This is a genomic window from Phormidesmis sp. 146-12, assembly GCF_052939495.1.
In genome coordinates this window covers 1-26148 of the sequence record NZ_JBJPHS010000086.1, presented here as the reverse complement: position 1 = coordinate 26148, position 26148 = coordinate 1, and the positions used below count along the sequence as shown (strand labels likewise).

Annotated in this window: 17 protein-coding genes; 9 read left to right on the top strand and 8 right to left on the bottom strand. The window is 47.8% G+C overall.

Annotated features, from left to right (window positions below; genetic code table 11):
- Nucleotides 1-154: 154 nt before the first annotated feature.
- From ACKFKF_RS26445 to ACKFKF_RS26425, 5 genes are all read right to left on the bottom strand, one after another.
- Nucleotides 155-2677, bottom strand: coding sequence for a polynucleotide kinase-phosphatase (locus ACKFKF_RS26445; RefSeq protein ID WP_446870397.1), 2523 nt, complete (start codon nucleotides 2675-2677; stop codon nucleotides 155-157).
- Nucleotides 2674-4050 carry a 3' terminal RNA ribose 2'-O-methyltransferase Hen1 gene (locus tag ACKFKF_RS26440; protein ID WP_446870396.1) on the bottom strand — a complete coding sequence of 459 codons (1377 nt, stop codon included), beginning with the start codon at nucleotides 4048-4050 and terminating at the stop codon, nucleotides 2674-2676. The genes ACKFKF_RS26445 and ACKFKF_RS26440 overlap by 4 nt, the downstream gene beginning before the upstream one ends.
- Before the next feature lie 533 nt (nucleotides 4051-4583).
- Complete coding sequence (crtO, locus tag ACKFKF_RS26435) at nucleotides 4584-6272, bottom strand: beta-carotene ketolase CrtO (RefSeq protein WP_446870395.1); 1689 nt, start codon at nucleotides 6270-6272, stop codon at nucleotides 4584-4586.
- A 1020-nt stretch (nucleotides 6273-7292) separates the two neighbouring features.
- A complete protein-coding gene (gene glf, locus ACKFKF_RS26430; RefSeq protein WP_446870394.1) occupies nucleotides 7293-8435 on the bottom strand; it encodes a UDP-galactopyranose mutase in 1143 nt (380 codons plus the stop codon).
- Nucleotides 8436-8579: 144 nt separating this feature from the next.
- A complete protein-coding gene (locus ACKFKF_RS26425; RefSeq protein ID WP_446870393.1) occupies nucleotides 8580-9605 on the bottom strand; it encodes a glycosyltransferase in 1026 nt (341 codons plus the stop codon).
- A 588-nt stretch (nucleotides 9606-10193) separates the two neighbouring features.
- On the opposite strand from ACKFKF_RS26425, the gene ACKFKF_RS26420 reads away from it, so the two are divergent.
- From ACKFKF_RS26420 to galT, 3 genes are all read left to right on the top strand, one after another.
- Nucleotides 10194-12071: a glycoside hydrolase family 2 protein gene (locus ACKFKF_RS26420; protein WP_446870392.1), complete on the top strand. Its 1878-nt coding sequence runs from the start codon at nucleotides 10194-10196 to the stop codon at nucleotides 12069-12071.
- 629 nt (nucleotides 12072-12700) lie between these two features.
- Nucleotides 12701-13882: a sugar ABC transporter substrate-binding protein gene (locus tag ACKFKF_RS26415; protein WP_446870391.1), complete on the top strand. Its 1182-nt coding sequence runs from the start codon at nucleotides 12701-12703 to the stop codon at nucleotides 13880-13882.
- A 437-nt stretch (nucleotides 13883-14319) separates the two neighbouring features.
- Nucleotides 14320-15402 carry a galactose-1-phosphate uridylyltransferase gene (galT, locus tag ACKFKF_RS26410; RefSeq protein WP_446870390.1) on the top strand — a complete coding sequence of 361 codons (1083 nt, stop codon included), beginning with the start codon at nucleotides 14320-14322 and terminating at the stop codon, nucleotides 15400-15402.
- Between the two features lie 60 nt (nucleotides 15403-15462).
- Here galT and galK read toward each other — a convergent pair whose 3' ends face one another.
- Both galK and ACKFKF_RS26400 read right to left on the bottom strand, forming a co-directional pair.
- On the bottom strand, nucleotides 15463-16536 hold the full coding sequence (galK, locus tag ACKFKF_RS26405; protein WP_446870389.1) for a galactokinase: 1074 nt from the start codon (nucleotides 16534-16536) through the stop codon (nucleotides 15463-15465).
- A complete protein-coding gene (locus ACKFKF_RS26400; protein WP_446870388.1) occupies nucleotides 16533-17651 on the bottom strand; it encodes a M24 family metallopeptidase in 1119 nt (372 codons plus the stop codon). The genes galK and ACKFKF_RS26400 overlap by 4 nt, the downstream gene beginning before the upstream one ends.
- A gap of 353 nt (nucleotides 17652-18004) precedes the next feature.
- Here ACKFKF_RS26400 and ACKFKF_RS26395 point away from each other — a divergent pair, with 353 nt between their 5' ends.
- Complete coding sequence (locus ACKFKF_RS26395; protein ID WP_446870387.1) at nucleotides 18005-18784, top strand: N-formylglutamate amidohydrolase; 780 nt, start codon at nucleotides 18005-18007, stop codon at nucleotides 18782-18784.
- Nucleotides 18785-18807: 23 nt separating this feature from the next.
- Here the strand turns inward: ACKFKF_RS26395 and ACKFKF_RS26390 are convergent, their stop codons facing one another.
- Nucleotides 18808-19029, bottom strand: a complete 222-nt coding sequence (locus ACKFKF_RS26390; protein ID WP_446870386.1) for a hypothetical protein — start codon at nucleotides 19027-19029, stop codon at nucleotides 18808-18810.
- 207 nt (nucleotides 19030-19236) lie between these two features.
- On the opposite strand from ACKFKF_RS26390, the gene ACKFKF_RS26385 reads away from it, so the two are divergent.
- The 5 genes from ACKFKF_RS26385 to ACKFKF_RS26365 all read left to right on the top strand — a co-directional run bounded on the left by ACKFKF_RS26385 (nucleotide 19237) and on the right by ACKFKF_RS26365 (nucleotide 26141).
- On the top strand, nucleotides 19237-22908 hold the full coding sequence (locus tag ACKFKF_RS26385) for a hydantoinase B/oxoprolinase family protein (protein WP_446870385.1): 3672 nt from the start codon (nucleotides 19237-19239) through the stop codon (nucleotides 22906-22908).
- A 496-nt stretch (nucleotides 22909-23404) separates the two neighbouring features.
- Nucleotides 23405-24439, top strand: a complete 1035-nt coding sequence (locus ACKFKF_RS26380) for a fatty acid desaturase family protein (protein ID WP_446870384.1) — start codon at nucleotides 23405-23407, stop codon at nucleotides 24437-24439.
- Nucleotides 24440-24487: 48 nt separating this feature from the next.
- Complete coding sequence (locus ACKFKF_RS26375) at nucleotides 24488-25075, top strand: ABC transporter substrate-binding protein (protein WP_446870383.1); 588 nt, start codon at nucleotides 24488-24490, stop codon at nucleotides 25073-25075.
- Nucleotides 25054-25488 (top strand): sensor histidine kinase, encoded by a 435-nt coding sequence (locus ACKFKF_RS26370; protein WP_446870382.1) that lies wholly within the window; start codon nucleotides 25054-25056, stop codon nucleotides 25486-25488. Before ACKFKF_RS26375 ends, ACKFKF_RS26370 begins: the two co-directional genes overlap by 22 nt.
- A 110-nt stretch (nucleotides 25489-25598) precedes the next feature.
- The gene (locus ACKFKF_RS26365) at nucleotides 25599-26141 is read left to right on the top strand and encodes a thioredoxin domain-containing protein (RefSeq protein ID WP_446870381.1); all 543 of its coding nucleotides are present in this window, start codon (nucleotides 25599-25601) and stop codon (nucleotides 26139-26141) included.
- Nucleotides 26142-26148: the final 7 nt, after the last annotated feature.

The following is a 26148-nucleotide window of genomic DNA, read 5'->3' as shown; positions in this document are numbered from 1 at the left end:
TAATGAGGGAATCGGCTGTTCGCTTTTCTCTCCCTAGAATAAATCAACCCTACCACAAGTGAGGGACTTTGAGCCGTCGTCATGGCTTTGAACTTTGGGAATCTTTCCTTGGTCAAAGTCTCCCAGAATGGGGGATTTAGGGAATGGGGCAGGTTTAGAGTCTGGGATCGATCGGTTCAGTTTCCAGGGCTAAAACTCCGAATGTACATTCGTGCACGCGGCGGAGTGGCTCTTTGGCGACGAAGCGATCGAGGGCTTCAAGTCCCAGGGCAAATTCTCGCAAGGCGAGCGATCGCTTACCTGATAATCCTCTTTTTCGCAGTCTTTCCAGGTTTTGAGGAAGCGAATACTCAGCCCCATAGATGATTCGTAGATACTCTTGTCCTCGACACTTGACCGCAGGCTGCACCGATCGCGATTGAGGAATAAATTCGAGTGGCTTTACTACCATGCCTTCGCTGCCTTGCTGAGTGCGATCAAGCCACCAGTTGATTCCTGTTGCGACGCTTTCAGGATTTGTCGTATCAACGATTTGAGCAGCCGTTGCTAAAAGAAGATCAGAGTCGGATCGAGCGAATTTGGCGATTTGTTCGAGATGCCACAGGTGAGATTTGTCCGTGTGAACCGTTCCCTCTGTGGCGAGGAGATGAAAGGGGGCGAGTTTGAGGTCGGCGATCGAGGACACTGACCAACAGTAACGACGGTAAGCTTGACAATATTGTTGAGTAAGCTGCGATCGCTGCTGATAGTGGGTTAATGGCACGTCGATGCCTCGCGATTTAGCCTGGGTTAGGAGCGCGATCGCATCTGTCAAGGCAGTTTGGGCAGCCCTTCCGACGGGAGCGTACTGCTGTCGCAAAAGTTGTTGAGCTTTGACCGACCAGGGCATGAGTTCGCAGTCGAGACACACCCAATCGGTTTGCAAGTCCTCCCAAAAATCAGTGGCAGAAAGGGTCGATCGCAGTCGATCTAAAAATTCCGTTTCGAGTGAACGATTGTCGAAAAAAGGTCGTCCGGTGCGCGTGTAGCAAATGCCAAACCGATTATCTGTCACACCAAATCGCACTTGTGCAACGTCGGAGGATTTGCAGACAATCACAACTGCCCGCGATCCCATATGTTTCTCTTCGCACACCACTTCTGTAATTCCCTGCTTGCGATAATACGCAAAGGCTTCGGCAGGATGTTCTAAAAAGCCTGCTTCTTTAGAAGTTTCAACCGGGGACATCGTGGGCGGCAGGTAGATCAACCACTTGGGATCGGCCGCAAACCGACTCATCACTTCTAACGCTGCGATCGCATTCTCTGGACGAATCGTAATCGGACGATGTAAGCGTGGCGTAATCATGCGTTTGCCTGTGACATCCGCGATATCTAAAACGTCATCATCCTGTTGTTGAAGCGTCAAAGTAGACTGAGCAACCAGCGGGCGAATCGGCTCACAATAAACCTTTTGAGCGGGAACCGAAACCAGTTCTTTTTCGGGATAGCGTAGTGCAGTCAGATTGCCGCCAAACACACAGCCCGTATCGATGTCGATCGTGCCATTAAGCCATACAGGAGTCGGGACAGGCGTATGACCATACACGACGATCGCCTCGCCTCGATAATCCGATGCCCAGTTATAGCGCACAGGCAGCCCAAATTCGTCGATTTCTCCAGTCGTCTCCCCATACAATGCAAACTCTCGAACTTGAGCCGACCCGCGCCCTTGATAGGCTTGTTTCATACCAGCGTGAGCAACGACGAGACGACCTTGATCTAACACATAGTGACTGACCAGAGAATCGAGAAAAGATTGCAGCGATCGCAGGTCAGATTCTTCTAGTGATTCGAGTTCTTTTAGGGTTTTGTCGAGGCCATGATTGACTTTGACGGTTTGACCTTTGAGCTTGCGAAGTAGCTTGTAGTCGTGATTGCCCGGAACACAGAGCGCACTTCCCGCCGCGACCATTTTTTGCACCAGATTCAATGTGTCAAGAATACGATCGCCGCGATCGACTAAATCTCCCAAAAAGATCACTTTCCGATCTTCTGGATGATGATAGGTTTGTTCTTTAAGTTGATATCCCAGTGTTCGCAAAAGTGTTTCTAATTCGTCACAGCAGCCATGCACATCGCCAATAATATCGAAAGGGCCGTGTTCGTGTTTTTTGTTGTTCCAGAGCGGTTGACGGATGATTTCAACGGACTCAATTTGCTCGATCGAAGAAAGTATATGAACTTGACGAAATCCCTCGCGCTGAAGTCCTTTGAGGGATCTGTGAATGTTTTGAATATGGCGACGAACCACATGATCGCCAAACTGACGATCGGGGCGACGATGATTGCGATCAAGGCACACCTGCTCCGGTAGATTCAATACAATTGCGATCGGAAGACAGTGATAGCGTCGCGCCAGTTGAATCAGATGTTTGCGGTCTGCGGGCTGAGTGTTGGTGGCATCAATGACGGTTAATCGTGCTCGATCGAGGCGTTTTGCGGCAACGTAATGCAACACATCAAATGCATCTTGAGTGGCAGATTGATCCAATGGGTTGTCTGAGACCAAACCGCGACAAACATCAGATGAGACTATTTCAGTGGGCAAAAAATGCTGATGGGCAAAGGTTGATTTTCCAGAGCCAGAAGCCCCGATTAAAGTAACTAACGAAAGTTCAGGAATTGTGATGTTCATGGGCTGCTCTCTTCAAAAATTGCCAGTTGCGTCGGGGCACCTACGACTAAATCGAGCGCTCCGATATCCGCGAAACTGACTGTGTAACCAAACCGTTGAGAAACTGTAGTCGCCCAGGTTTGAAATTCTTGGCGTGTCCATTCAAATCGGTGATCGTGATGGCGTAACATTCCCGTTGCTAATGTTATAAATTTAACGTTGTATTCACGGTTGGGAGTTGTGACTAAAACGATGCGCGGATGGGCAAATTCAAAGACGACTCGTTCTAATGCGGCAAGTCTTGATTCGTCGAGGTGTTCAATAACTTCGACCAGGGTAGCGGCATCGTAATTTTCTAAGCGGCGATCGCGATAGGTCAATGCGCCTTGAAAGAGGTGAATTCTTTGCTTTTGGGACTCTGAAATCAAAAGGCGATCTAATTTTTCTTGGGCGATTTCTAGCGATCGAGACGAAACATCCAGTCCTGTAATCTGCTCAAAAAACACATCTTTGGCTAACTGAGCAACTAGTTTTCCTTCTCCGCAACCCAAATCAATCACTCGTTTTGCATGAAATTGTTTGAGGCTATCAATCACAGTTTCATAGCGTATTTGATTTAGGCTAATTGGTTTCTCACTGGCTTCAGCCTGGTATGAGCTAATGGGTTCAGGCGATTCTTCTGAGCTTAATTGGGCGAGTGCTGCCTGGGCAAGATGCTTTTGTCGCTTGAGATAACGCTGAGTAATTTGCACTTTTTCAGGATGCGAACTTAGCCAGCTTTCTCCATGCCGCAGCAGTTTCTCGACTTCTTCTTCCCCAACCCAATAATGTTTATCTTCATCCAACACGGGAACTAACACATACAAATGACTCAGCAGTGTTTGTAGCGTTGTTGTTGTTACTAGCTCGACGCTGTAGTAGAAGCTGTTTCCCCACTCTGGAAAGTGTTCGTCTAATGCAAGCTGTGTTGTCGTCACAACATATCCCAGCGGCTCAAATAAGCGATGCAAAAACTCTTGACCACCGCGACAAGGAAGCACCGAGAGCTTTACCCAGAGAGGAATTGGCTGTGAGGTCAGATCAGGACGATCTTTACACTGACCCGATAGTGCCGAGCGAAACACTTGAGCGATCGCAACACTCATAAACGAAGAAGCCACATAGGGGCGATCGTTGACATATTGATCTAATGTCGTAGCTTGACCGCGCACCAATTTAACGGGATCAATCTCTAACAACAGAACAACAGTGCAGCGATCGGGCGTTGCTTCGGGGTAAAAAACCTGTGCGCGTCCAAACGACAGATCGAACGATTGAAAGCGATCGGGATGCTTGCCCAGCAGATAGCCCAAATCTGTCGCGGGTGAGTGAGTCGTAGTAATCGTCAGCAGCATGGTGGATGAGTTGAGCCGGGATCTGAGGATAGCCAAACTTTGGATCGCCCTCAAATCCAGTTGTAGTATCTGTAGTATAACCTCAACCTTCACGATGGCAAGTGTCAAGCTGCCAGACCTCAACGCGAATCATCAAGCCAACCGAAACTGAGTCAACGCGGTGTCGCGATCGCCGTTACTTTTCGACAAAGGCGAATTGCGGATGGTTACAACCGTTCAGACAAGTTGTTTTGATGGCGTTGCTGATTGGAGGGATCTGTGGGAAATGTCCATCTTTTCGCCCTCTAGATCCCCCAAACTTTGGGGACTTTGAACCTTGGGTTTCCCGCCGCTTTGGGGCACACCCCCTGATTCAGCAACGCCGTTTTTATGAAGCGATCGACCTGTACAACTGCAAGCAGACATCAAAAAACGTCAGTTCAATGAAGTATTCTCCACTTCGATGTTCTGAGCTTTTGCCCTCCAATTCGGTAGGACTTTAGAACAAGATCTCTGGTTTAAAGATCTGGTAAGGACATGACAGTGCTACACTCCTACTCCACCAGGTTAGTCAGAGATTTTGCAGTCGATCGAATCACATCACCTGCATTCGACAACACCTGAGATAAAGAACGCTGGTCTTGCAAAATAACTCGCGCACAGTTGCGGCCGGGGATTCCTGAAATCGAGCCGCCGGGATGAGTCCCTGCCCCCGTTAGAAACAATCCCTCGATCGGGGCGCGATAGTTAGCAAGCTCTGGCAGCGGACGAAAGAACATCATCTGATCAAAGGTCATATCCAGATGGTAGTAGTTTCCTTTTAAAACTCCGATACGTTCTTCTAGCTCTGGCGGACTTTCGACACGACGGGCAATCATACTAGATTTGACATTAGGCGCATAGTCGGACAGCTTATCTAGAACGCGATCGGCAACTTTGTTTTTGAGTTCTTCTGTCCAGTCTGTTCCCTTTAGTCCAGTGCCTTCTGCACCTGCAATTTGATAGGGCACAAAGAACTCGATCCACAAGGTATGTTTGCCCTCTGGAGCCATCGACGGATCGCGCATAGTAGGGACAACGACATACATCGACGGATCTTCTAGAGGAATGCGCCCAATATTGGGATCGGTATGAGCTAACTCAACCTGAGCAACCGAATCAGCAATCAGCACAGATCCAATCAGATACTCATCTCGATGATTGTGATTAACAAAGCGGGGAGCCTCTGAGAGCGCACAATCAATTTTGAGAATGGCTTCGTTGTGGTTGGTGATGCGACGACTGATCCGATCGCGCAACGCAGCATCCACATCCCCCGGCTCCATCAACTGCAAAAACAATCGTTGAGCATCCAGACTAGACACAACGCCAACTTTTGCCCGATATTCTTGACCATTGGCAAGCCGTACCCCAACCGCGCGACCTTCATCAACTAAAACCGTTTTTACCGACTGGTCTGTCTTAATTTCGCCCCCCAAATCTTGCACACATCGCACGATCGCGGCTGTCAATGCTCCGGTTCCTCCTTTGGGGCGAGCCATGCCGGGATTGTGGCGCAGAGACATCATAATCGACCCCACAGCCATGTTTTTTTGAGAAGGTGGCGTACTTAATTCGGCGGCTAGACGAGCCAGGGGAGCCTTGAGAAACTCTGAATCAAAGTATTCATTAATTACATCTAACGGGCTAGTAAACATCGTGCGGATGAAGTCTAGCGTCTGATCACCCGACCCCATCAGCGAGAACAGGTCTTTGAGCTTGCTGATGTCATAGTTACCCGCCATGTCCACAATCGATTTAGGCGGCGCATTAAAGAGTGGCGTGAGCATTCTAATGACCCGTTGCCAAAAGTCAGTAAACTCAGCATACTTCTGAGCATCTCGCGGGCTGTATCGAGCAATCTCAGCACAGGTTTCTTCGACAGAGCGATGAGCCAAAAAGTACTTGCCGTCAGGATGAGGACAAAAGACAACGGGATCGCAGAAAAGATACTCCAGCCCATATTTGCTCAACTCTAATTCTTGAACAACTGACCCTAAGTGAATAAAAAGATGGTCGATCGCACAGGGGTTAAACCTGAAACCAGGGGCAACATCGGGCATTAATTCTTCTGTGGTGGCGGCTCCTCCAGGGATGGAATTTTTTTCTAGTAATAAAACACGGTATCCCGCTTTGAGTAGGTAAGCAGCACAAACTAGCGCATTGTGTCCTGCGCCAATGATAATCAGGTCGTAGCTTTCCATGTCCAGCCTTGAGAAGAGTATTCTGCGAGATTAAGGACTCATGGCATTGCTTAACTTCTATCTAGGGAACGACTTTTTTCTCGCTCATTCAAATAGAATTCAACCTGCTGTTGATTGCTGAATCTTGATCGCTTGAAGCACCCGATCGCTGAGACTCTGGAGATTTCGCCCAACCCCCCTTAAAAAGCTACCGTGTACACACAAGCCCATCGATCGCTACGTTTCAGAATACTTAGGATCGTGAATTGAATAAGATCGATGATTGCCTGATTGCTTCGCCCCCTAAATCCCCCATTCTGGGGAACTTTGAGAAAGCAGACATTCTAGAATTTAAGGCAGTTTCGCGGTTCAAAGTCCCCCAAATTTGGGGGATTTAGGGGGCAGAAGCCGAATAGACCTATCCGAAAATTTAGAAGGCAGTCTGGACTTGTCTCTGAGAGCATTTTGCTTTTAGTCGTACTTGGTCAAATTCCACGAAGCCACAAGGGTTTCAGACAGATGTTGTCAGTTTAGAACCAAAAGATTTAAACTTAGACGGTCGTCTAAAATTCGTTTCTCATCTGACTTGAAAACCTCAAAGCTTTTACTCAACAATACTCTTCTCCAATAAAAACTTGATTGTTCTGCTATCTTTGCCTTAATTTAATTTCTGGAAATGTCTAATTAAACGAAGCGAAACCGCGAGAATTACAGGTTGTTTAATTCACGATCCTTAGCAATTAATGTTAGCTTCGCAAGAGCCTTCGGAGGGCATCTATGATTCGTGCAGGAAGTCTACTGCTAGTCTCGATCGTGAGGCAGACAGTACTCACCCCTGATTGACTGACAAATCTTTTCCAGTAGGTTGGGTTGAACTCGGTGAAACCCAACGTGAGAGAGGGGACTGTTGGGTTTCGCGTTGCTCAACACCAACCTACAAAAAACGGGGGCTTCAGGAGTTTTGTCAGTCAACCAAGTGCTCACCCTATAGTGAGTGATTCCTTTGGGAGGAACCAGGCTTGAGCTAGTGGCTTCGGGTGTTTATGTGGTTGCGGCAAGAACGCGGCCATTTTGCTCTTGGGGTTGCCAGCGGCTCAAATCAGCTATTTTGGCATAGACCGCCAATGCTTGAGCCACCACCTGATCCATGTTGTAATACTTATAGGTCGCTAACCGTCCGACAAAATGCACATTAGGAGTCGCATCAGCCAACGTTTTGTACTGTTTGTAAAGCTCCGCATTCTCAGGACGAGGAACCGGATAGTAAGGATCACCCTCGGCCATCGGAAACTCATACACAATGCTGGTTTTGTTGTGTTCTTGCCCAGTGAGATATTTGAACTCAGTGACTCTGGTGTAGAGGTGTTCGTTGGGGTAGTTGATTACCGCCGCAGGTTGGTGCGTTACTGTATTTAGCGTTTCATGCTTGAAGTTGAGCGATCGATAAGGCAGTTTGCCAAAACGGTAGTCAAAAAATTCATCGATCGGCCCCGTGTAGATCATCTCGCGATAAGGAATCATTTGTTGAATCTCACGATAATCCGTGTTCAACATAACTCTGATGTTGGGATGCACCAGTAGATTTTCAAACATGCGAGTAAAGCCGTGGAGCGGCATCGCTTGATAGGTATCGGTGAAGTAGCGATCGTCTCGATTGGTGCGTGTCGGCACCCTGGCGGTGACTGATTTATCAAGTTCTGACGGATCGATCCCCCACTGTTTGCGCGTGTAGTTGCGGAAGAACTTTTCATACAGTTCTCGTCCAACTTTGCTGACAACCACATCTTCTGAAGTGCGAATATAGTCTTTGGGTTCTGCAACCGATGCAAAAAACTCTTCAACTTCAAAAGAATTTAACTTTAGCCCGTAGAGCTTATTAATCGTATCGAGGTTAATCGGCATCGGCACCAATTGACCATCAACACTGGCCAGCACTCGATGTTCATACCGTCGCCAGTCGGTGAAGTTTGATAAGTACTCAAAGACATCGCGAGAATTTGTATGAAAAATATGGGGGCCATAGCGATGAATCAAAATACCATCATCGTTGTAGTGATCATAAGCATTACCCGCAATATGAGGGCGACGATCGCAGATCAAAACCTTCTTTCCTAACTGACTGGCTAATCGTTCGGCTAAGACGCTGCCTGCAAATCCGGCTCCGACAATTAAATAATCAAACATTGAAGTTCCTTGTAGGGTTATTGTAATGTCATGTCTTTTGAGCCTGTGTCACCTGGACATTAGTTTGAAGTAAAAACCTACTTAATCTAAAGCCTAAATTGCACAAGGCCTTTATTCGTCAAAAGGCTAACCAGGATTAGAAGTCTAATTTGTTTGAGACTGCTTTTGAGTAATCACGGCTGTCATGAGTTGCTTCATACTCATCCAGGTTTTGTCCCAAGAAGTTTGAGCAAGAAAGGCATCCACTTGACCCAGCCAGTTTGAAGTCTGCGAGTCTTGCATGGACTGTCCGATCGCTGCTACAAATCCTTCAACGGTATCAGCCACACGAACTAACCCCAACTCCCCATAGGGACGCACCACATCACGAATCGAAGTCGAAACAACAGGCTTTCCGGCAGCTAGGTATTCTGGAGTTTTGGTCGGGCTGATAAATCGAGTGGACTCGTTGCGGGCAAACGGTAAGAGTGCTACATCCCAGCCTGCAAGATAAGTCGGTAGCTCTGAGTAAACTTTGCTGCCTAGATAATGAATGTTTGAACCAATTGGTAGGCTCTTGCAGTCAATCTTTACCACAGGGCCAATTAAGATTAGCTGCCAATCAGGGCGGGCTGTCGCAATGCCTTTTAAAAGCTCAAGATCCATCCGCTCATCAATTACGCCACAAAATCCCAGTCGAGGATGAGCAATCAGAGCTTGATCTGCGGGATCACTCGTCTCTCTTCTAGCCTGAGCAAAGTGGGGAACGTCAATACTACTCGGAAAAGCATGAATATTGGAATGTTGTTGCTGCTTGGCTTCATATAAACTCTGTCCGCCCGCAAACACCAGATCAGCGCGATCGAAGAGTTGTTGTTCAAAGGCTTGTAATGCAGGTGATGCACCCTTAAAGGCAGATAGCTGATCCATACAGTCATAAACGATCGCAAGCGACTCTAAATGATCTGTAAAAGACAGCGCCATTGGCGTGTAATACCAGAGAATCGGAGTCTCGATCGCATACTCTGCAAATAACTCATCAATCAGCGATCGCTGCATCGCGGTTAGCATTTCTTGACCAAGACCTTTGGGTAAATGAGGCACGACCACCCAAACACCACAGTCCTGCTGAGTAATTTTAAGTTGCCAAGTACTACCCGACTCATAGATAGGTTCTTCAACAAAAAACACACGGCATTCTTGAACACATCGACTTAAGAGATGCTGCGGTCGTTGATAAACAAAATTCCAACGTAAATGTGAAAAACAAACGAGAGTTTCTAGTCTAGAAGAATCTGTTTTTGAAGCTGAATAACTTGACTGAAAAGACTGTAGTAAGGCTTCTTTAGAAAGCGTTTTTCCTGTTAATACAATACCCTGTAGATCGTTAATAAATGCCCGATCTGACGTTGACATGGACGTTTATCCTTATCGTTTTAGATCACTGATTGAACCCATGATGAAACTATTCTTTTTAAATAGCGTCTACTGAAAGTAAGATACGAAATGAACAGCTACAAACCAAATAGTTAATATAATTTGTTATAATAAATACAGAATAGGCTGTTACAAAAATGGCTTTCTTTTACTGAGATAGCGGTCAAAATAACTCGCAAAGGGGTTAGTTTAATTCCCTCAGACAAAGAGAATCAGAGATCTCAATATTCCTCAGCAATTATGCTCATTTTCTACAAAATGTTAAGTTGAATTGCTGCGAAAGGTAACATGTCTAACGAGTTCCTACAGTGGAATGGTGAGCTACCTCTTAAGGAAGAGACGATGAAACTACTTGGAAAGTGTTTGGACGATCGTTGTCCGTCAGATTCTAATGCACTCGCGATGATGAGACAGCTTGAAACAGGCTATCCGCGCCCTCAGCTTCAGCGGGGCAACTGGACGACGCTCAACGGCACCTGGGATTTTGCCTACAATGACGATGAAACCTGGACGACCCCGGCTGATGTCACCGACTGGACACACACGATCGAGGTGCCCTTCTCACCCGAATCGACCCGCAGTGGCATTGGTGATACCGGATTTCACCCTAGCTGCTGGTACAAGCGCGAATTTGATATCACGCGGCGAGGTCGTGAACGAGTCCTACTCCATTTTGGCGCAGTAGACTACTCAGCGCGGGTGTGGGTAAATGGTCACTTTGTCGGGTCTCACGAAGGCGGATATACTCCCTTTAGCTTTGATATTACGTCGGTACTACAGGCAGGTGTACAACACATTATCGTCTGGGCCCAAGACGACCCCCATGACCTGGCAAAGCCCAGAGGCAAGCAAGATTGGCAACTCGAACCCCACAGCATCTGGTATCCCCGGACTACTGGAATCTGGCAAACCGTCTGGCTTGAGTCAGTTGCGTCCACTTACCTCGATCGCATTCGCTGGACTCCTGACCTCGAACGCTGGGAAATCGGATTTGAAGGCTCGGTTGCGGGTGAGGTTCTCGACGCATTGGAGCTTCGGGTCAGACTCAGTGTTGACGGGCGATTGTTGGCAAACGATCGCTACGAAATCATTAACCATGACACCCATCGTCGCATCGCGCTCTCTGACCCAGGAATAGACGACTACCGCAACGAATTACTCTGGAGTCCCGAAAAACCAACCTTAATCAATGCCGACATTCAGCTATGGCACGGCGACCAACTGCTTGATGAAGTAAAGTCCTATACGGCCCTGCGATCGCTTTCGATTCAACGCGATCGATTGGTGCTCAATGGTCGTCCTTACTATATGCGAATGGTGCTGGATCAGGGCTATTGGGAAGATACCTTGTTGACTCCGCCTTCAGATCAGGCTCTGCGTCTCGATGTCGAACTGACCAAGCAGATGGGCTTTAATGGGGTGCGAAAGCATCAAAAAATTGAAGACCCTCGCTTTTTATATTGGGCTGATGCGTTGGGGCTGCTGGTCTGGGAAGAAATGCCCAGTGCTTATCGGTTTACTGGCAAATCTGTCAAGCGCCTGACCGAAGAATGGACACAGGTGATTGAGCGCGATTTTAGCCATCCCTGCATTGTTGCCTGGGTGCCCTTTAACGAATCGTGGGGAGTGCCCAACCTGGTCGAAACAGAAGCCCATCGTCACTGTGTTCAAGCCCTGTACTATTTAACCAAAACGCTCGATCCGACTCGTCCAGTAATTGGTAATGATGGTTGGGAAAGTACGACAACTGACATTCTGGCGATTCATGACTATGATCAAACGCCTCAGCGGTTAGCCAAACGCTATGAGTCGAGTGCAAAACTGCCAGAGTTGTTCGATCGCCAACGTCCCGGTGGTCGCATTCTCACCCTCGATCAGTTTCCTCATGAGGGGCAGCCGATTATGCTCACCGAATTTGGCGGGATCGCCTACACGCCGCCTAAAGCGCTCGAAGCTGACAAAGCCTGGGGATATATCCGATCGAGCAATACGACTGATTTGCAGAATCGCTATGATGCCCTGCTGCATGTGGTCAATCGAGTTGAATTGTTTAGTGGGTTTTGCTATACGCAGCTAACCGATACCTTTCAGGAGGCAAATGGGCTGCTGTATATTGATCGCACGCCCAAGATCCCCATTGAAGCGATCGCGGCGGCAACTTTAGGTCAAAATTCTCTGATTGATATGACAGCAGAAGAACGCCGACCTAACATCGTTTAGCGCGCCGCCTCAAGGTCTACCGTCTACACACAAGTTGATTGTTCTGTCATTGCCGAGAGGCTTCGCCCCCTAAATCCCCCATTCTGGGGGACTTTGAGAAAGAAAGGCTTTTAGAATGCAAAGAAACTTCTCAGGGTTTGAAAGTCCCTCACTGGTAGGGGATCTAGGGGGCAGAAGCCGATTCAAACGAAGCAATTAACGGCTGGTGTGTACACGGTAGGCCTCAAGGTAGAGGAACACCTACTCTAAGGGTGAGGTTACAAAAATGGAGATTGTCAATAATTGATCACATGAGGAGAGTTTTACAACGCTGATTTGATGTCAACCTGACGGAATGTTTTGGCTTTGGTGTTAAGCGCTTCTGCCCCCTACTCCCCGATTCTGAGGGACTTTCAGACCAGACTTGCGGGTTTAGAGTTCGTTAGTAGTGGGGAAGTTAGAGAGGCTTTTTGGAGCGGCAAGCGAAGCAAAAAAGTTCCTTAATTTGACGTTAATTGAGATTGTCTCTAGCCGTTTCTCTACATTAATCAGAATGGTTAGCAATCAGAATGGTTAGCACAATCGCACTTCACAACAGTTGTAAAAGTTTTCTCGATCGCTGACAACTCCATTTTTGGATTTAATATTCCATGATTAGCAATCGTCCCATTGCCTTGGTTGTGGGTGTTTTTTCTGTTTTGCAATTTCTGGCTGCCTGCACCAACAACACCGCTTCAACGCCCGCCAATAACAACCCATCCGCAGATAACAGTACGCCCGTTGCCCAAAACCAAACGACCACAGACACTTTTAAGGCTGCAAAAGGCTGCAAAAACGTCGGATTATTGCTCCCCGAAACAGACACCTCAACGCGCTGGGAAACCTACGATCGTCCCCTGCTGCAACAGCAAATTACTAAAGAACTGCCGGGTGTTCAGATTCAATACGCCAACGCCAACAATGATGCCGACAATCAGCAAAATCAAGCCGAATCAATGCTAACTCGTGGAGCTTGTATTCTGGTGGTGGGCGCAAAAGATAGTCAAAAAGCAGCCGCGATCGTTCAGTCTGCCAAAAACGCTGGAGTGCCTGTGGTAGCGTACGATCGGTTAATTCAAGATGATGGTCTGGCCTATTACGTCTCGTTTGATAATGTGCGCGTCGGTGAACTGCAAGGACAATACATAATTGACCAGTATCGCAAAGGTGCTTATGGTCTCAAGCGTGGCTCAAATGTAGTTCTGCTCAACGGCTCACAGACCGACAACAATGCGCTGCAATTTCGTCAAGGTGCGCTGAATAAATTAAAGCCGCTGTTTGATAGTAAAGAATTGAATTTGGTCTTTGATCAATATACGCCCAACTGGGATGTTACCAGGGCACAATCGTTGACTGACGGCGTTCTCACTCAGGAAAACAACAACGTCCAGGCGATTTATGCAGCCAGCGATATTCTCTCTACGGGCGCGATCGCAGCCTTACGATCGCAAAATCTCAACGGTAAAGTATTGGTCACCGGACAGGATGCAAATGCTTCTAACATTCAGGCAATCCTCACAGGTGATCAAACGATGACAATCTACAAGCCGATCATTGACATCGCCACCTCAACTGGAAAAGTAGTCGCGGCGTTGAGCAATGGTACCGATCTCAAAGCACTAACAAACGCTGTGACCAAAACAAGCGGAGGAGCCGAAATTCCGTCTGCGTTGTCTAACCCGCAAGTTGTGGACAAATCGAATATCAAAAGTACTGTGATCGCTGATGGATTTCTTAAGGTTGAAGACATTTGTCGAGGACTTCCAGCAGGCGCGGGGGGAGTTTGTCCCTAAGCTGACTTAAGATCATTCAAGAATTCTAGTCGATCGCAATACGATATCTTTGAATTCCCAAAAGTCTTTCCACATCAGGTTTCTGACTTTTTAAGCTACCGTGTACTCGCTTCGTTTCAGGCGGCTTCAGCCCCCTAAATCCCCCATTCTGGGAGACTTTGACCAAGGAAAGAGAAGGGAAAGATTTCCAAAGTCCAAAGTCATGACGACGGCTCAAAGTCCCCCATTTTTGGGGGATTTAGGGGGCGAAGAATCTCAGCAATGACAGATCGATCGACGTGTGTGTACACAGCAGACCTTTTAAGGGGGACTATGAGAAATCTAGCGACTATTCACCGACTAAAATTTTTATTAGCGATCGACTGGATCTACAACTTTAGAGGGCAGATGTAATGCAGCAAAAATTGCATACTTCAACTGTTTCACCCAACTAAAAGATGTACGCCCAAGAATTGTGTAAGCCAGATGGCCGAAAGCTGACCCTGTACAGCCGATCGCCCATCGATCCCAGCATTCAAGCACCGAGTCCGAGTCACGACCCTGTGGTGGCAAATCCTCATCTGCGCTGGCATCCTCTGCGGGGAGAATGGGTGGCTTATGCAAGTCATCGTCAGGGCCGCACCTTTATGCCGCCGCCAGAATACAATCCCTTAGCCGCCACGACAAATCCACAGTTTCCGACTGAGTTGCCCCAGGGAGACTATGATATTGCGGTGTTTGACAATCGGTTTCCGTCGCTGACAATGCAATCCCACAATCCACCTCAGTTAATTGTAGATACGCTACCTGCCAATGGTGCTTGTGAAGTTGTAGTCTTTACCCAAAATCCAAATACAACGTTGGGAAATTTAGAACTCGATCATCTCGATTTACTATTGCAAGTTTGGGGCGATCGTACTCGCATTTTGGGCAGTTATCCTCAAATTCAATATGTCCTTCCGTTTGAAAACAAGGGCGTTGAAGTGGGGGTAACGCTGCATCACCCTCATGGGCAGATCTATGCATATCCCGTTGTGCCTCCGGTTCCGGCTCGAATGTGGGACTGTCAAAAAGTGTATTACCAACAGCATCAAAGCGGACTTCTACAAGACTTAATTCAACAAGAGATTCAGGACAATCAGCGTCTTGTCTATCAGGATAATTGGGCGATCGCCTGGGTGCCTGTGTGTGCCCGCTACCCCTATGAAGTTTGGCTTGCTCCAATTGAGCCTGTGTCTACATTGGCAGATTTGTCTAAACAACAGCGATCGAGTTTAGCCAGAGCCTTAAAAACTGTGACACTGAAATATGATGGCTTGTGGAACCGTTCTTTTCCTTACTTGATGGCCTGGTTTCAAGCGCCTTTAGATGGAGAAGCTCATCCCGAATTTCATCTACACGCGCAGTTTTATCCTCCTTATCGGACACCCGATCGATTGAAGTATTTGGCGGGGACAGAGCTTGCGGCTGGACTGTTTGCAAACGATGCGCTTCCTGAAGAAAAGGCAAAAGAACTACAGGCGGTCTTAGTTCAATTTTAATGTTGTATCACTTTGTGAGGTTGCCCAAAGGAGCTAAGGGTGCTGATAATTGAACTGACGCTAGTTTTGTTGGCTTGGAACGAAAATTTGTCCAGTTTGTCCGGTTGCTTGATAGCGATCGAGGACTTGCTGGGCGATCATTTCTCCTTTTCCAGCAGCGACTAATGCAACACAAGCTCCACCAAATCCGGCTCCTGTTAATCGGGCACCAAACACATCAGGAGTTGTTTGCAATAAATCGACCAGGCTATCTAACGCAGCGACGGAAACCTCGTAATCATCGCGCAAGCTGGCATGAGAAGCATTCATCAACTCTCCAAATTGACTGGCCGAAAGAGTGGTCGATCGCACTTTGAGAACTCGATCGTTTTCAGTAATCACATGTCGCGATCGCTGTCGGAGTAACTCTGGAAGGTGAGCGATCGCTGACAGGTCGCTGACATCTCGCAACGCTTTCACGCCTAGCTGTTTTGCGGCTTCCTCACATTCGGCGCGGCGTTGATTGTAGCCACTGGTCGCCAACTTACGAGGCACTCCACTATCGAGAACAATGATTTCGGCACCTGCGGGAAAAGGAAGTAGCTGTCGATCGAGCGATCGCGTATCCAAAAATAGCATGTGTTGCAGGTCTGCCAGACTTGATGCCATTTGATCCATAATGCCGCAAGACACGCCCGCATACTGAATTTCGGCTTGTTGTCCTAGTTGAGCAATCTGAACATCATCGAGATCGAGACCAAGGAGCGATCGCAGCGATCGTAAAGTAGCCACTTCTAAAGCAGCACTGCTGGATAGACCAGACCCGATCGGGACTGAGGAAGTGACGAATACATTCAACGGGGGCACCGAGTAGCCTGCTTTGTTCAACACTTTGAGACAGCCGTAGACATAGCTAGCAAACCCTGTGGGAGTTGGGTCATCAAGGCTGACATCAATCTGTTCTTTAAGCTCAGTCGAGTAGACATGGTGGCGATCGTCAGGACTCAAGCCCAGCCAAACAGTTGTCTGTTGAGGAATTGCAGTAGGTAAAACAAATCCGTCATTGTAGTCTGTATGTTCTCCCAATAGATTAACTCGTCCGGGCGCACTTGCCTGAACCTGGGGAGACGCATTAAAAACTTGCTCAAACTTCATGTCGATCGCTCCAACACAACGGGACGCTGCCGCCCCTCAACTTCTACTGTTGGCCATTGTGGATCAGCCGTGAGATTTTCTAAACGACCGTCAGAGTGAATGATAAAGGTATCTTCGATCTTGGCTCCTGGCAAACTCGGATTCCAGGCAACAGCCATCTGTGCAGCCAGTCGATCGTCGGTACTAGGAGTCGCAATCACATCGCGAGACAAATAGCCCGTTGTTCCCCCCTGATGATGTTGGCGAATCGCATCTGGATCGCCTTGTTGATTGTAGGACTGGGCGATCGCTTGATAAACCTGCTTGAGGGGCGCTCCGATTTGAGTCTGATTGAGTGCAATCGCTTCAACTTCAGCCACTTGACGATGTAAGGCTAAATCTATCCGCTTAAAGCAAACAAACCGAGTCAGGTTGGCATACAGCCCCGCTCCTCGCGCACAAAACACTAACATTGCCTGTTGACCGATCGCTTCAGAAGTCGGCACCGGATGACGGTAGAGCGGCGATCGACGTGCGCCAGCAGACAGCGTTAGGGCGGGATGAAGTCCTCGCTTCCAAAGCGCTTGTGCCCCGGCTCCAGCCAGTTGTTGCTCAGTCCAGGTCGGCTCGGCCTGCATCAGAACTTCAGTCATCGCTTCACTGGCCAATCGTCCAATTTGACGATAGCGATCGACTTCACTCGTTAGTAGAATGCGTTTTTGCTGAATTAAACTCAAGGGCAACATAGACTCGCCAGAAATCGGACGATCGCTGATTATCTTGCCGTCATTCGTCACGGATTGCACAAACTGCTTGAGTGCGGTTGGATCTGCCCAGGGATAAGTCGCCAAGATGTAGCGATCGCGACCCCAAAGCTCCTCATCCTTAAAGCGGGGTGCCTCAATTTCACTGGTCAAGATCCAAGAAGCGTCAGCCGTCACGAGTACTTCCGCAACTCCGGTTTCTGCGGCTAGTAGCACCGTATGAGCTGCGCCTGCGGTTGCCCACATAAACCAATCTGTCCCCCGTAGCCAAAGTCCAGCCGCTCCTACTTCGTCAAGCGTTGCCCGGATGATTTTTAGCTTGTGGTCAATTTCTGTGGAAACTTGAGATAAATCAGAGCGTAGTTCAGACACAGCTTTGCAAGAATGGTCGCTAGAGTTTATGTACAAACGAATCACACTGAAGCAAGTGTCAGCGATTAAACCAAGACAGTCTTTACCTGTCGATAAGGTTCTCATTCTGACAATTTCTAATTTCAAGAACTTCTCTCTTTAGGTGGAAGGGTGAGTTGTATCAATTCATAATTAATATTCTGGATGTGAACTGCCAGTCTAAAAGTTTGCAAATCAATCTCTATAGCAGTCCTGAACCTTGTGTGAAGATGTCCAAGTGATGATTTATTAGCCCTTAGTAATTGACGGTGGAGGATGAGAATTACCGAGCGATCGTGGGATGATGAAGGGAAATACTGCCAGTAGACTGTAGCGTGACCAACCCTTTTCATCTTTATCTACCTGATGTTGACCAATGCCCGATCGTGGCTAGTCTGCCTCATAGTGGTTTGATAGTTCCCGATGCGATGGTGCAGACGCTCAATGAGTCCTATCAGCACTATCTTCCCCATCAAGATTGGCACCTGGACAAGCTCTATGATTTTTTGTCTGATTTAGGAATTACCGTTCTAGTCACAACCCACAGCCGCTATGTCGTTGACCTCAATCGATCGGCTCAAGAGCCATTATTTGGCAGCTTTTGGCAATCCGCAATTCCTGAAAAAACTGCGTTTGGTGCGCCACTCTATCAGACTGCTCCTTCTCAAGAAGCGGTGACAAGCCGAATGGATCAGTTTTACTACCCCTATCATCATCAGCTAGAAGCTTTACTCACTCAGAAGATCGATCGCTTTGGTCGAGTTTATCTACTAGATCTACACAGTTTTTTGGGGCCGATCGTCGATGATGTGTGTTTGGGCAATGTCAATGGAAAAAGTTGCTCTGAGTTTTTGATCTCAACCGTCGAGTCTGAGTTTTCTACACAGGGCTATCAGGTGGTTCGTAATAAAGTTTTTAATGGGGGATATATCACCAGACATTACGGGCTGCACCCTCAAGTCGAAGCGCTACAGATTGAGATTCGCTACCCCATCTACTTGCAGTCGAGTCAGCTAGAGCAGGACAATACACCCGATTGGGATGTGCCAGAGTTTCATCAAGCAAAACCTAAATTCAAAGCCATCTTTAGCAGGATCGTAGCGCTATTATCCTAACGAAGGATTTCATCTAACTCCCGCTAACTATGTAGATGCTGCTTTGCCCAAAGAGCCGCTTGGACACGATCGCGAACTTCTAGCTGGCTTATAGTTCGAGTGATCGCTTGGTCGAGATGAGTCAGTGCGATCGTGATTTCCGACAAAAAAGCCTTACTTGCTTCGGTTAACTTGATCCGGCACTTGCTGCGATCGAATAGCTTGACTTCATAGGCTTTTTTAGGGTCGCTCAACAGGTCTTCCAAGGCTTAAATTCTCAAACTTAGCGGTGGCTGCTTGATCCCCAACTGACTGGCTGCCTGAAGTTATGACCTGACTGGACAACTGCTATAGAGTAGCAAATTTGCCGAAGCTCAAAGTAACTGAGAGACTAAAAATTCACAACCCATCTCCAAACTATAGGATTGCTATACCATTTATCTAATAGGTCGATGTGAGCCTTCTACAAAGCAATGATAGACACTAACCTGGGATTGAATCAGCAGACAACTCAACGCTGGCAGTTTTGGATCGATCGCGGCGGCACCTTCACCGATATTGTTGCTCAACGTCCAGACGGTAAAATTGTCGTTCACAAGCTGCTCTCTGAGAATCCCGATCGCTATCCAGATGCTCCTATTCAAGGGATTCGCGATGTGATGGGCATTGCTTCAGATTGTCCCATTCCTGCCGAGCAGATTGCAGTCGTAAAAATGGGAACCACAGTCGCCACAAATGCTTTGCTAGAGCGAAAGGGCGATCGAACCGTGCTGCTGATCACCAGAGGATTTCGGGATGCGCTGAAGATTGGCTATCAAAATCGTCCTAATATCTTTGCTCGTCATATTGTTTTACCCACTTCACTCTACGAACAAGTGATAGAAGTTGAGGAACGGTATAGCGCTCAAGGAGAAGAGCTAGTTTCCGTTCACATAGAACGTTTAGTTGAAGCACTGCGATCGGCGTATAAATCCGGTATTCGATCTTGTGCAATTGCCTTTCTGCATGGCTATCGCTACCCTGATCATGAACAACAGGTGGCTGAAATCGCACGAGCGATCGGCTTTACTCAAGTTTCAGTTTCCCACCAGGTGAGTCCGTTGATGAAGCTAATTAGCCGGGGTGATACAACGGTGGTTGATGCCTATCTTTCTCCCATTTTGCGGCGCTATGTCGATTCGCTTTGCGAAACCCTGAAAGGTCGTGTTGCCGCCGAGTTGTCTTCAACAGACCAGTCTACTTGCAAGCTGATGTTTATGCAGTCAAATGGTGGACTGACGGACGCTCAACGATTTCAGGGCAAAGACAGCATTCTATCAGGGCCAGCCGGAGGCATTGTCGGAGCCGTCAAAACAAGTGCGATCGCGGGATTTGGTCAGATCATTGGCTTTGATATGGGCGGCACTTCTACCGACGTTTCTCACTTTAATGGGCAGTATGAGCGCACCTTTGAAACTGAGGTTGCAGGAGTTCGATTGCGGGCACCGATGATGGCAATTCACACAGTTGCGGCGGGAGGTGGTTCGATTCTCACGTTTGATGGTTCTCGCTATCGAGTTGGGCCACAGTCGGCGGGCGCTTTTCCTGGCCCAGCTTGCTATCGGCGCGGCGGGCCGTTGACAGTAACGGATTGTAATGTGTTAGTCGGCAAACTACAAGCAGGTTTCTTTCCAGCCGTGTTTGGTGTTGAGGGAACCCGATCGCTGGATGTAGAAGTCGTGCATCAGAAGTTTGCAGAACTAGCTAGTAAAATCAGCGAGACAACAGAAATTCGGACTCCAGAAGAGGTCGCAGACGGCTTTTTAGCAATCGCGATCGACAAGATGGCTAATGCAATCAAAAAAATCTCCGTTCAGCGCGGCTACGACATTACAGACTATACACTCTGCTGCTTTGGGGGCGCAGGAGGACAACATGCCTGCCTGATTGCTGAAGCATTGGGAATGTCTCAGATTTTCCTTCATCCTTATGCGGGCGTTCTCTCGGCTTATGGCATTGGGTTAGCTGACCTGCGATCGCTCAAAGAGCAAGCCATCGAAGCTCCCTTAACCACAGCGTCCCAACTCAACCAGGTACTTGATGCACTAGCAATCGCGGGGCAGGCTGAAATTCTGGCTCAAGGAGTAGAAGCCGATCGCATTCAAGTTTTATCTAGTGTACAGTTGCGCTATGAAGGAACGGATTCCGCTCTGGTTGTTCCATTCGGCACGCTGGAGGAGATGCGATCGCAGTTTGAGCAAGCCTACAAACAACGCTATGGGTTCACCATGCAGAACAAAGCGTTAATCGTGGAAGCAGCTTCGATTGAAGCCATTGGACAAGCTTACAGTCCCACCAATGCTCCGATCACAGCAAGCTTTAATCGAACCGTTCTAGAAGCCATTGAGGTTGTCCAAATCTACACCAAAGGCAAGTGGCATGATGCCCCAATCTACCAGCGCAGTGACTTAAAAACAGGCGATCGTATTTCAGGAGCCGCTCTGATTATCGAACTTACTGGAACGAATGTCGTTGAGCCGGGATGGATTGCAGAAGTCACCGATCGCAATGATCTGGTACTCACGAGAACCCAAGTAGAACAGCCTACTCGACACCATTCTATCCAAGCTAACCCTGATCCCGTATTGCTGGAGATTTTTAATAATCTGGTGAGAGCGATCGCCGAAGAAATGGGTATTACCCTGCAAAACACAAGTTACTCAGTCAACATCAAAGAGCGACTTGACTTCTCTTGCGCTATCTTTGATCAACACGGGCAGCTAGTTGCCAATGCTCCTCATATTCCGGTACACCTGGGTTCGATGAGTGAGAGCATTCATAGTTTAATTCGCTCAAAGGGCAATACCCTCAAGCCTGGGGATGTTTATGTTTCTAATAACCCCTACAACGGTGGGACTCATTTACCTGATGTCACGGTTATTACACCTATGTTCTCAGAAGCCGATCGCACTCATCCACTGTTTTATGTTGCGTCACGGGGACATCACGCCGACATTGGGGGCATTACACCCGGATCGATGCCGCCTCACAGTACTTCAGTGGAGCAAGAAGGGGTCTTGATTGATAACTTTCAACTCGTCGATCGCGGACAATTCCGTGAACTAGAACTGCGACAACTGCTGACTTCTGGAGCTTACCCAGTTCGCAATCCCAATCAAAATGTTGCTGATCTACAAGCCCAAATTGCAGCCAATGAGCAAGGTGTTAAAGAACTTTTACAAATGGTGCAGCACTATGGGTTAGAGACAGCACAAGCCTACATGCAGCATGTTCAAGACAACGCTGAAGAGTCGGTGCGGCGGGTGATTGCGGTTTTGCAGGACAGTCAATTTACTTACCCATTGGATGATGGCAGTCAGATTCAAGTCAAGATTTCGATTAATAAAAGCGATCGCGCTGCTCAAGTTGATTTTACAGGCACCTCTCCCCAACAATCGACAAACTTAAATGCACCACTTGCTATCTGTAAAGCGGTTGTTCTCTATGTCTTCCGCACGCTACTAGACGATGATATTCCCCTTAATGCAGGCTGCTTGAAACCATTGGAGATCATTGTTCCGCAGGGCTGTCTGCTCAATCCTAACTATCCGGCTGCTGTGGTTGCAGGCAATGTCGAAACGTCTCAAGCGATCGCGAATGCATTGTATGGTGCGATCGGCGTGATGGCAGCTTCTCAAGGCACAATGAACAATTTCACCTTTGGCAATGAGCAATACCAGTACTACGAGACAATCTGTGGGGGATCTGGAGCCGGGCCAACCTTTAACGGAACAGATGCCGTGCAGACCCATATGACTAACTCGCGCCTCACCGATCCAGAAGTGTTGGAATGGCGATTTCCGGTGCGGGTCGAGGAGTTTGCGATTCGGGCTAATAGCGGCGGACAAGGACAACATCAGGGCGGTAATGGTGTGATTCGTCAGATTCAGTTTCGCGCAGCCATGACCGCAGCAATTCTATCTGGACATCGGATTGTTCCTCCGTTTGGTTTAAATGGCGGCAAGCCTGGTGCAGTCGGTCGAAACTGGGTAAAACGCAGCAATGGTGAGATTGAACAGTTGGCTAGTAGAGCCGAAGTTAAGATGCAGCCAGGGGATGTATTTGTGATCGAAACACCCGGCGGCGGCGGTTTTGGTCAACCATAGCGATCGCGTGAAGATGCACTACTTCGTTACGATCGTCAATCTGCGACTGTTCCCCTAATAACTTGAACTATGCAATTGGTGCGTTTCGCGTGGCCCAACACACCCCATGCAAGGGTCGGTTTTATTAAATCAATCCCAAGAACGACTAATAACCCGATGTTTGAGGATTCTTACACCTGATTTAGAACTGCTATACTTGCCTGCGAACAAAGAAAAAAACTGTTACCTTCAACACCCTTCTGTCTGAATGTGTATGTTAGAAAGATAAACAATGTTTACCAAAACGAATGTCTAGTTTTTGCTGGTAGAAGCTTGTTAGGTCATCTAATGAGTTAGGTTTTGATAGTCCACAAAGTTGGACGCAGGTTAATCCTCTACTGTACCAGCATCATAGAATGACAGCCTGGGAGAGTCTAAGTAGCAGCATGGTTCTGTTACCGTTCTCCTGGGCTTTATGATTTGAGATTTTTTAGCATCACCCTCTCGACCTTAAATTATGACTCGTACCGCTTCCCAACAATCAACCACGATCGACGCTCAATATTTTCTGCATCAAGACAAACCTGCTTGGAATGCGATCGCCTTTCTCTACACCTTTGGCGGCTACGCTGGAGGAATTGCGCTAATGTTACAAAACAATGGTTGGCTTAATGCACTAGGTGTTTTGCTGTTGACCCATAGCCTGATGATTTCTGCCTATCTTGCTCATGAGTTGATGCACGGCACGATTTTTGACAGTCGAAAATGGAATGCGATCGCAGGTGACCTGGTACTGTGGCTCAATGGGGGGTGTTATGCCCGTTTTCAAGATTTGACCAGGCTGCATATTGCTCACCACGTCGATCGCGTTGATTTCTGTCGATTTGATTTAGCCTCGTTTTTGAATCGTCTGCCCGCATTCGTGCGCGCAACCCTTTTGGCGTTGGAGTGGGTGTATATTCCTGCATTAGCGTTTTTGTCACGGTTACGATCAATTTCTGCTCCGTTTCGAGTATCTGATCGTAAAGATGAACGAGTCAGAGTTCTGATCATTTTAGCGATTCGAGCTACATTGTTTACAGTGTTGGGGCTAGTATCTCTCAAAGCACTGCTGCTGTACTTCGTCGCCTATGTTGGCATGATCACAGGACTGCGATTTGTAGATGCGTTTCAGCATACCTATGAAGTGTTTCCGATTGGCACCTCGATTCCTAAGCGCGATCGGGCCCACGAACAAGCGAATACCTTCTCAAATCTAGTTTCCCAACGTTACGAATGGCTAAATTTACTGTTGCTCAATTTTGGCTACCACAATGCTCACCATGAGTTGATGAAATGTCCCTGGCATCGTCTCCCCGAACTCGATCGCACTCTCTTTTCGGGCAAAGAAGCGCACTACGTCACCTTGCCACAGCTATTAGTAAACTATCATCGCTTTCGCATTCAGCGCATTTTTAGGGGACAGGGAAGTGCGATCGACGAACAAGGAAACTCCAACCTGGAAAGATTTTACGGCGGTATCGAAGTTTCGTTTTTAGTGCTACCGTCCTAATGTTGAGCAGGATAAAGCTTCAACCAGATACTCAGAAGAGGAGCCATAATGAATCCCGAATTTCCATCCAGTCGAATGACTCGTCGCCAAGCGCTTTGGTTTGCTACGGGTGCGATCGCTAGTGTAGGTTTACACGCCTGCTCCCAAGCATCCACCTCCACAACAACTCCCTCAGCCAGCAATTCTATAAGCAGCATTGCGATGGGCACAACGACCTGGATTGGGAACGCTCCCCTGCACATTGGTCTAGAAAAAGGATTCTTCAAAGATCTCGGACTCGATCTCAAGCTACAGGTATTTGAAACAGTGGCGGCCGGGTTTCCAGCCTTTCTATCTGGCAAATTAGAGGGGCTATCTCCAGTTACCTCAGAAGCCGTTGCACTAGCCGCAAAAGGCAGCGATTTTAAGATTGTGCTGGTTGAGGATACGTCTATTGGAGCAGATGTGATTATGGCCCGCAACAATATCGCCAGCGTTCAGGATTTTAGAGGCAAAAAGATTGGTGCAGAGATTGGCGGGATTGGTCATTTCTTTGTGCTGCAAGTGTTGGCAGAGGCGGGGCTAACTGAAAAAGATGTGACATTTGTCAAGCGCAACTCGACCTCGATCGGTGGATGGAAGAGATCTTTCCGTTGATTGAACTGATTCCACTGCGGCAAGGGCAATCCCTTCAACTTACTCCAGCAGCATCGCCCTGCCTGATTTTAGGAGATAGCAATCGCCTTAAGCAGGTCATCATTAATTTGATTAGCAATGCGAGTGAAGCGATCGAACCTGGAGACCAAATTACCTGTTGTGTGATTGCCTCACCTTCCCACGTTTGCATTCAAGTTCACAATCGAGGACAACCGATTCCACCTGATGAACTCTCAAAGTTAACTCAGCCTTTTTACACGACAAAGCCTTGCGGGACAGGATTGGGATTAGCAATTGTCAAACGAATCATTGAGACGCACAACGGCGAGTTGAAGATCCAGTCAGATGCAATTTCAGGGACAACCGTAACCATCCAGCTACCACAGTTTCGGCAAACCCAGGCAGAACCATGAATTTTTTTTCATAGTTTTTTCATTTGGGCATCATGTAGCTCAACGAGATTAGTAACTGTAAGGCAAACAAAGCTTTACGAACACATCTATCCCTAATCTCGGAGGAAACCATGAAGAAGCATCTCAAATCAATTCTACTGATGGGTGTCAGTGTCGTAGGTGTCGCATCTGTTGCGGGGTACTCTTTCCTGTCTAATGCTGGGCAACGCGCTACAGACAACACTCAAGTCTCTCAAGCAATGCAAGCTTCTGATCATCAACCGATCGATCAATCGATGACTGTGGCTCAAGCCTCGAACAGTAATAAACTCGCGGCTCAACTTCAAGGCAAACCGACGATCGTTAAAATTTACGCCGATTGGTGTCCAGCTTGCCAACGCCTTCGACCTGTCACTGAATCGTTGCAGCAGCAGTTTGGCGATCGCGCAAATTTTGTCGTGTTTGACGTAACAAATCGTACCACCACTCAAGCAGCAGAAGCCAGAGCGAGAGAGTTAGGCTTGAGTGATTTTCTGGCGGCACATCGCAGTCAAACCTCAACGGTTGCCATCATTAATCCCAGCAATGGTCAGACGCTTACTCAGTTTCGCTACAACTTCAATCAACCAATAGTCCGGACAAAATTAGACAGCGATAACGCCGTAAGACCTTAGATTCTGG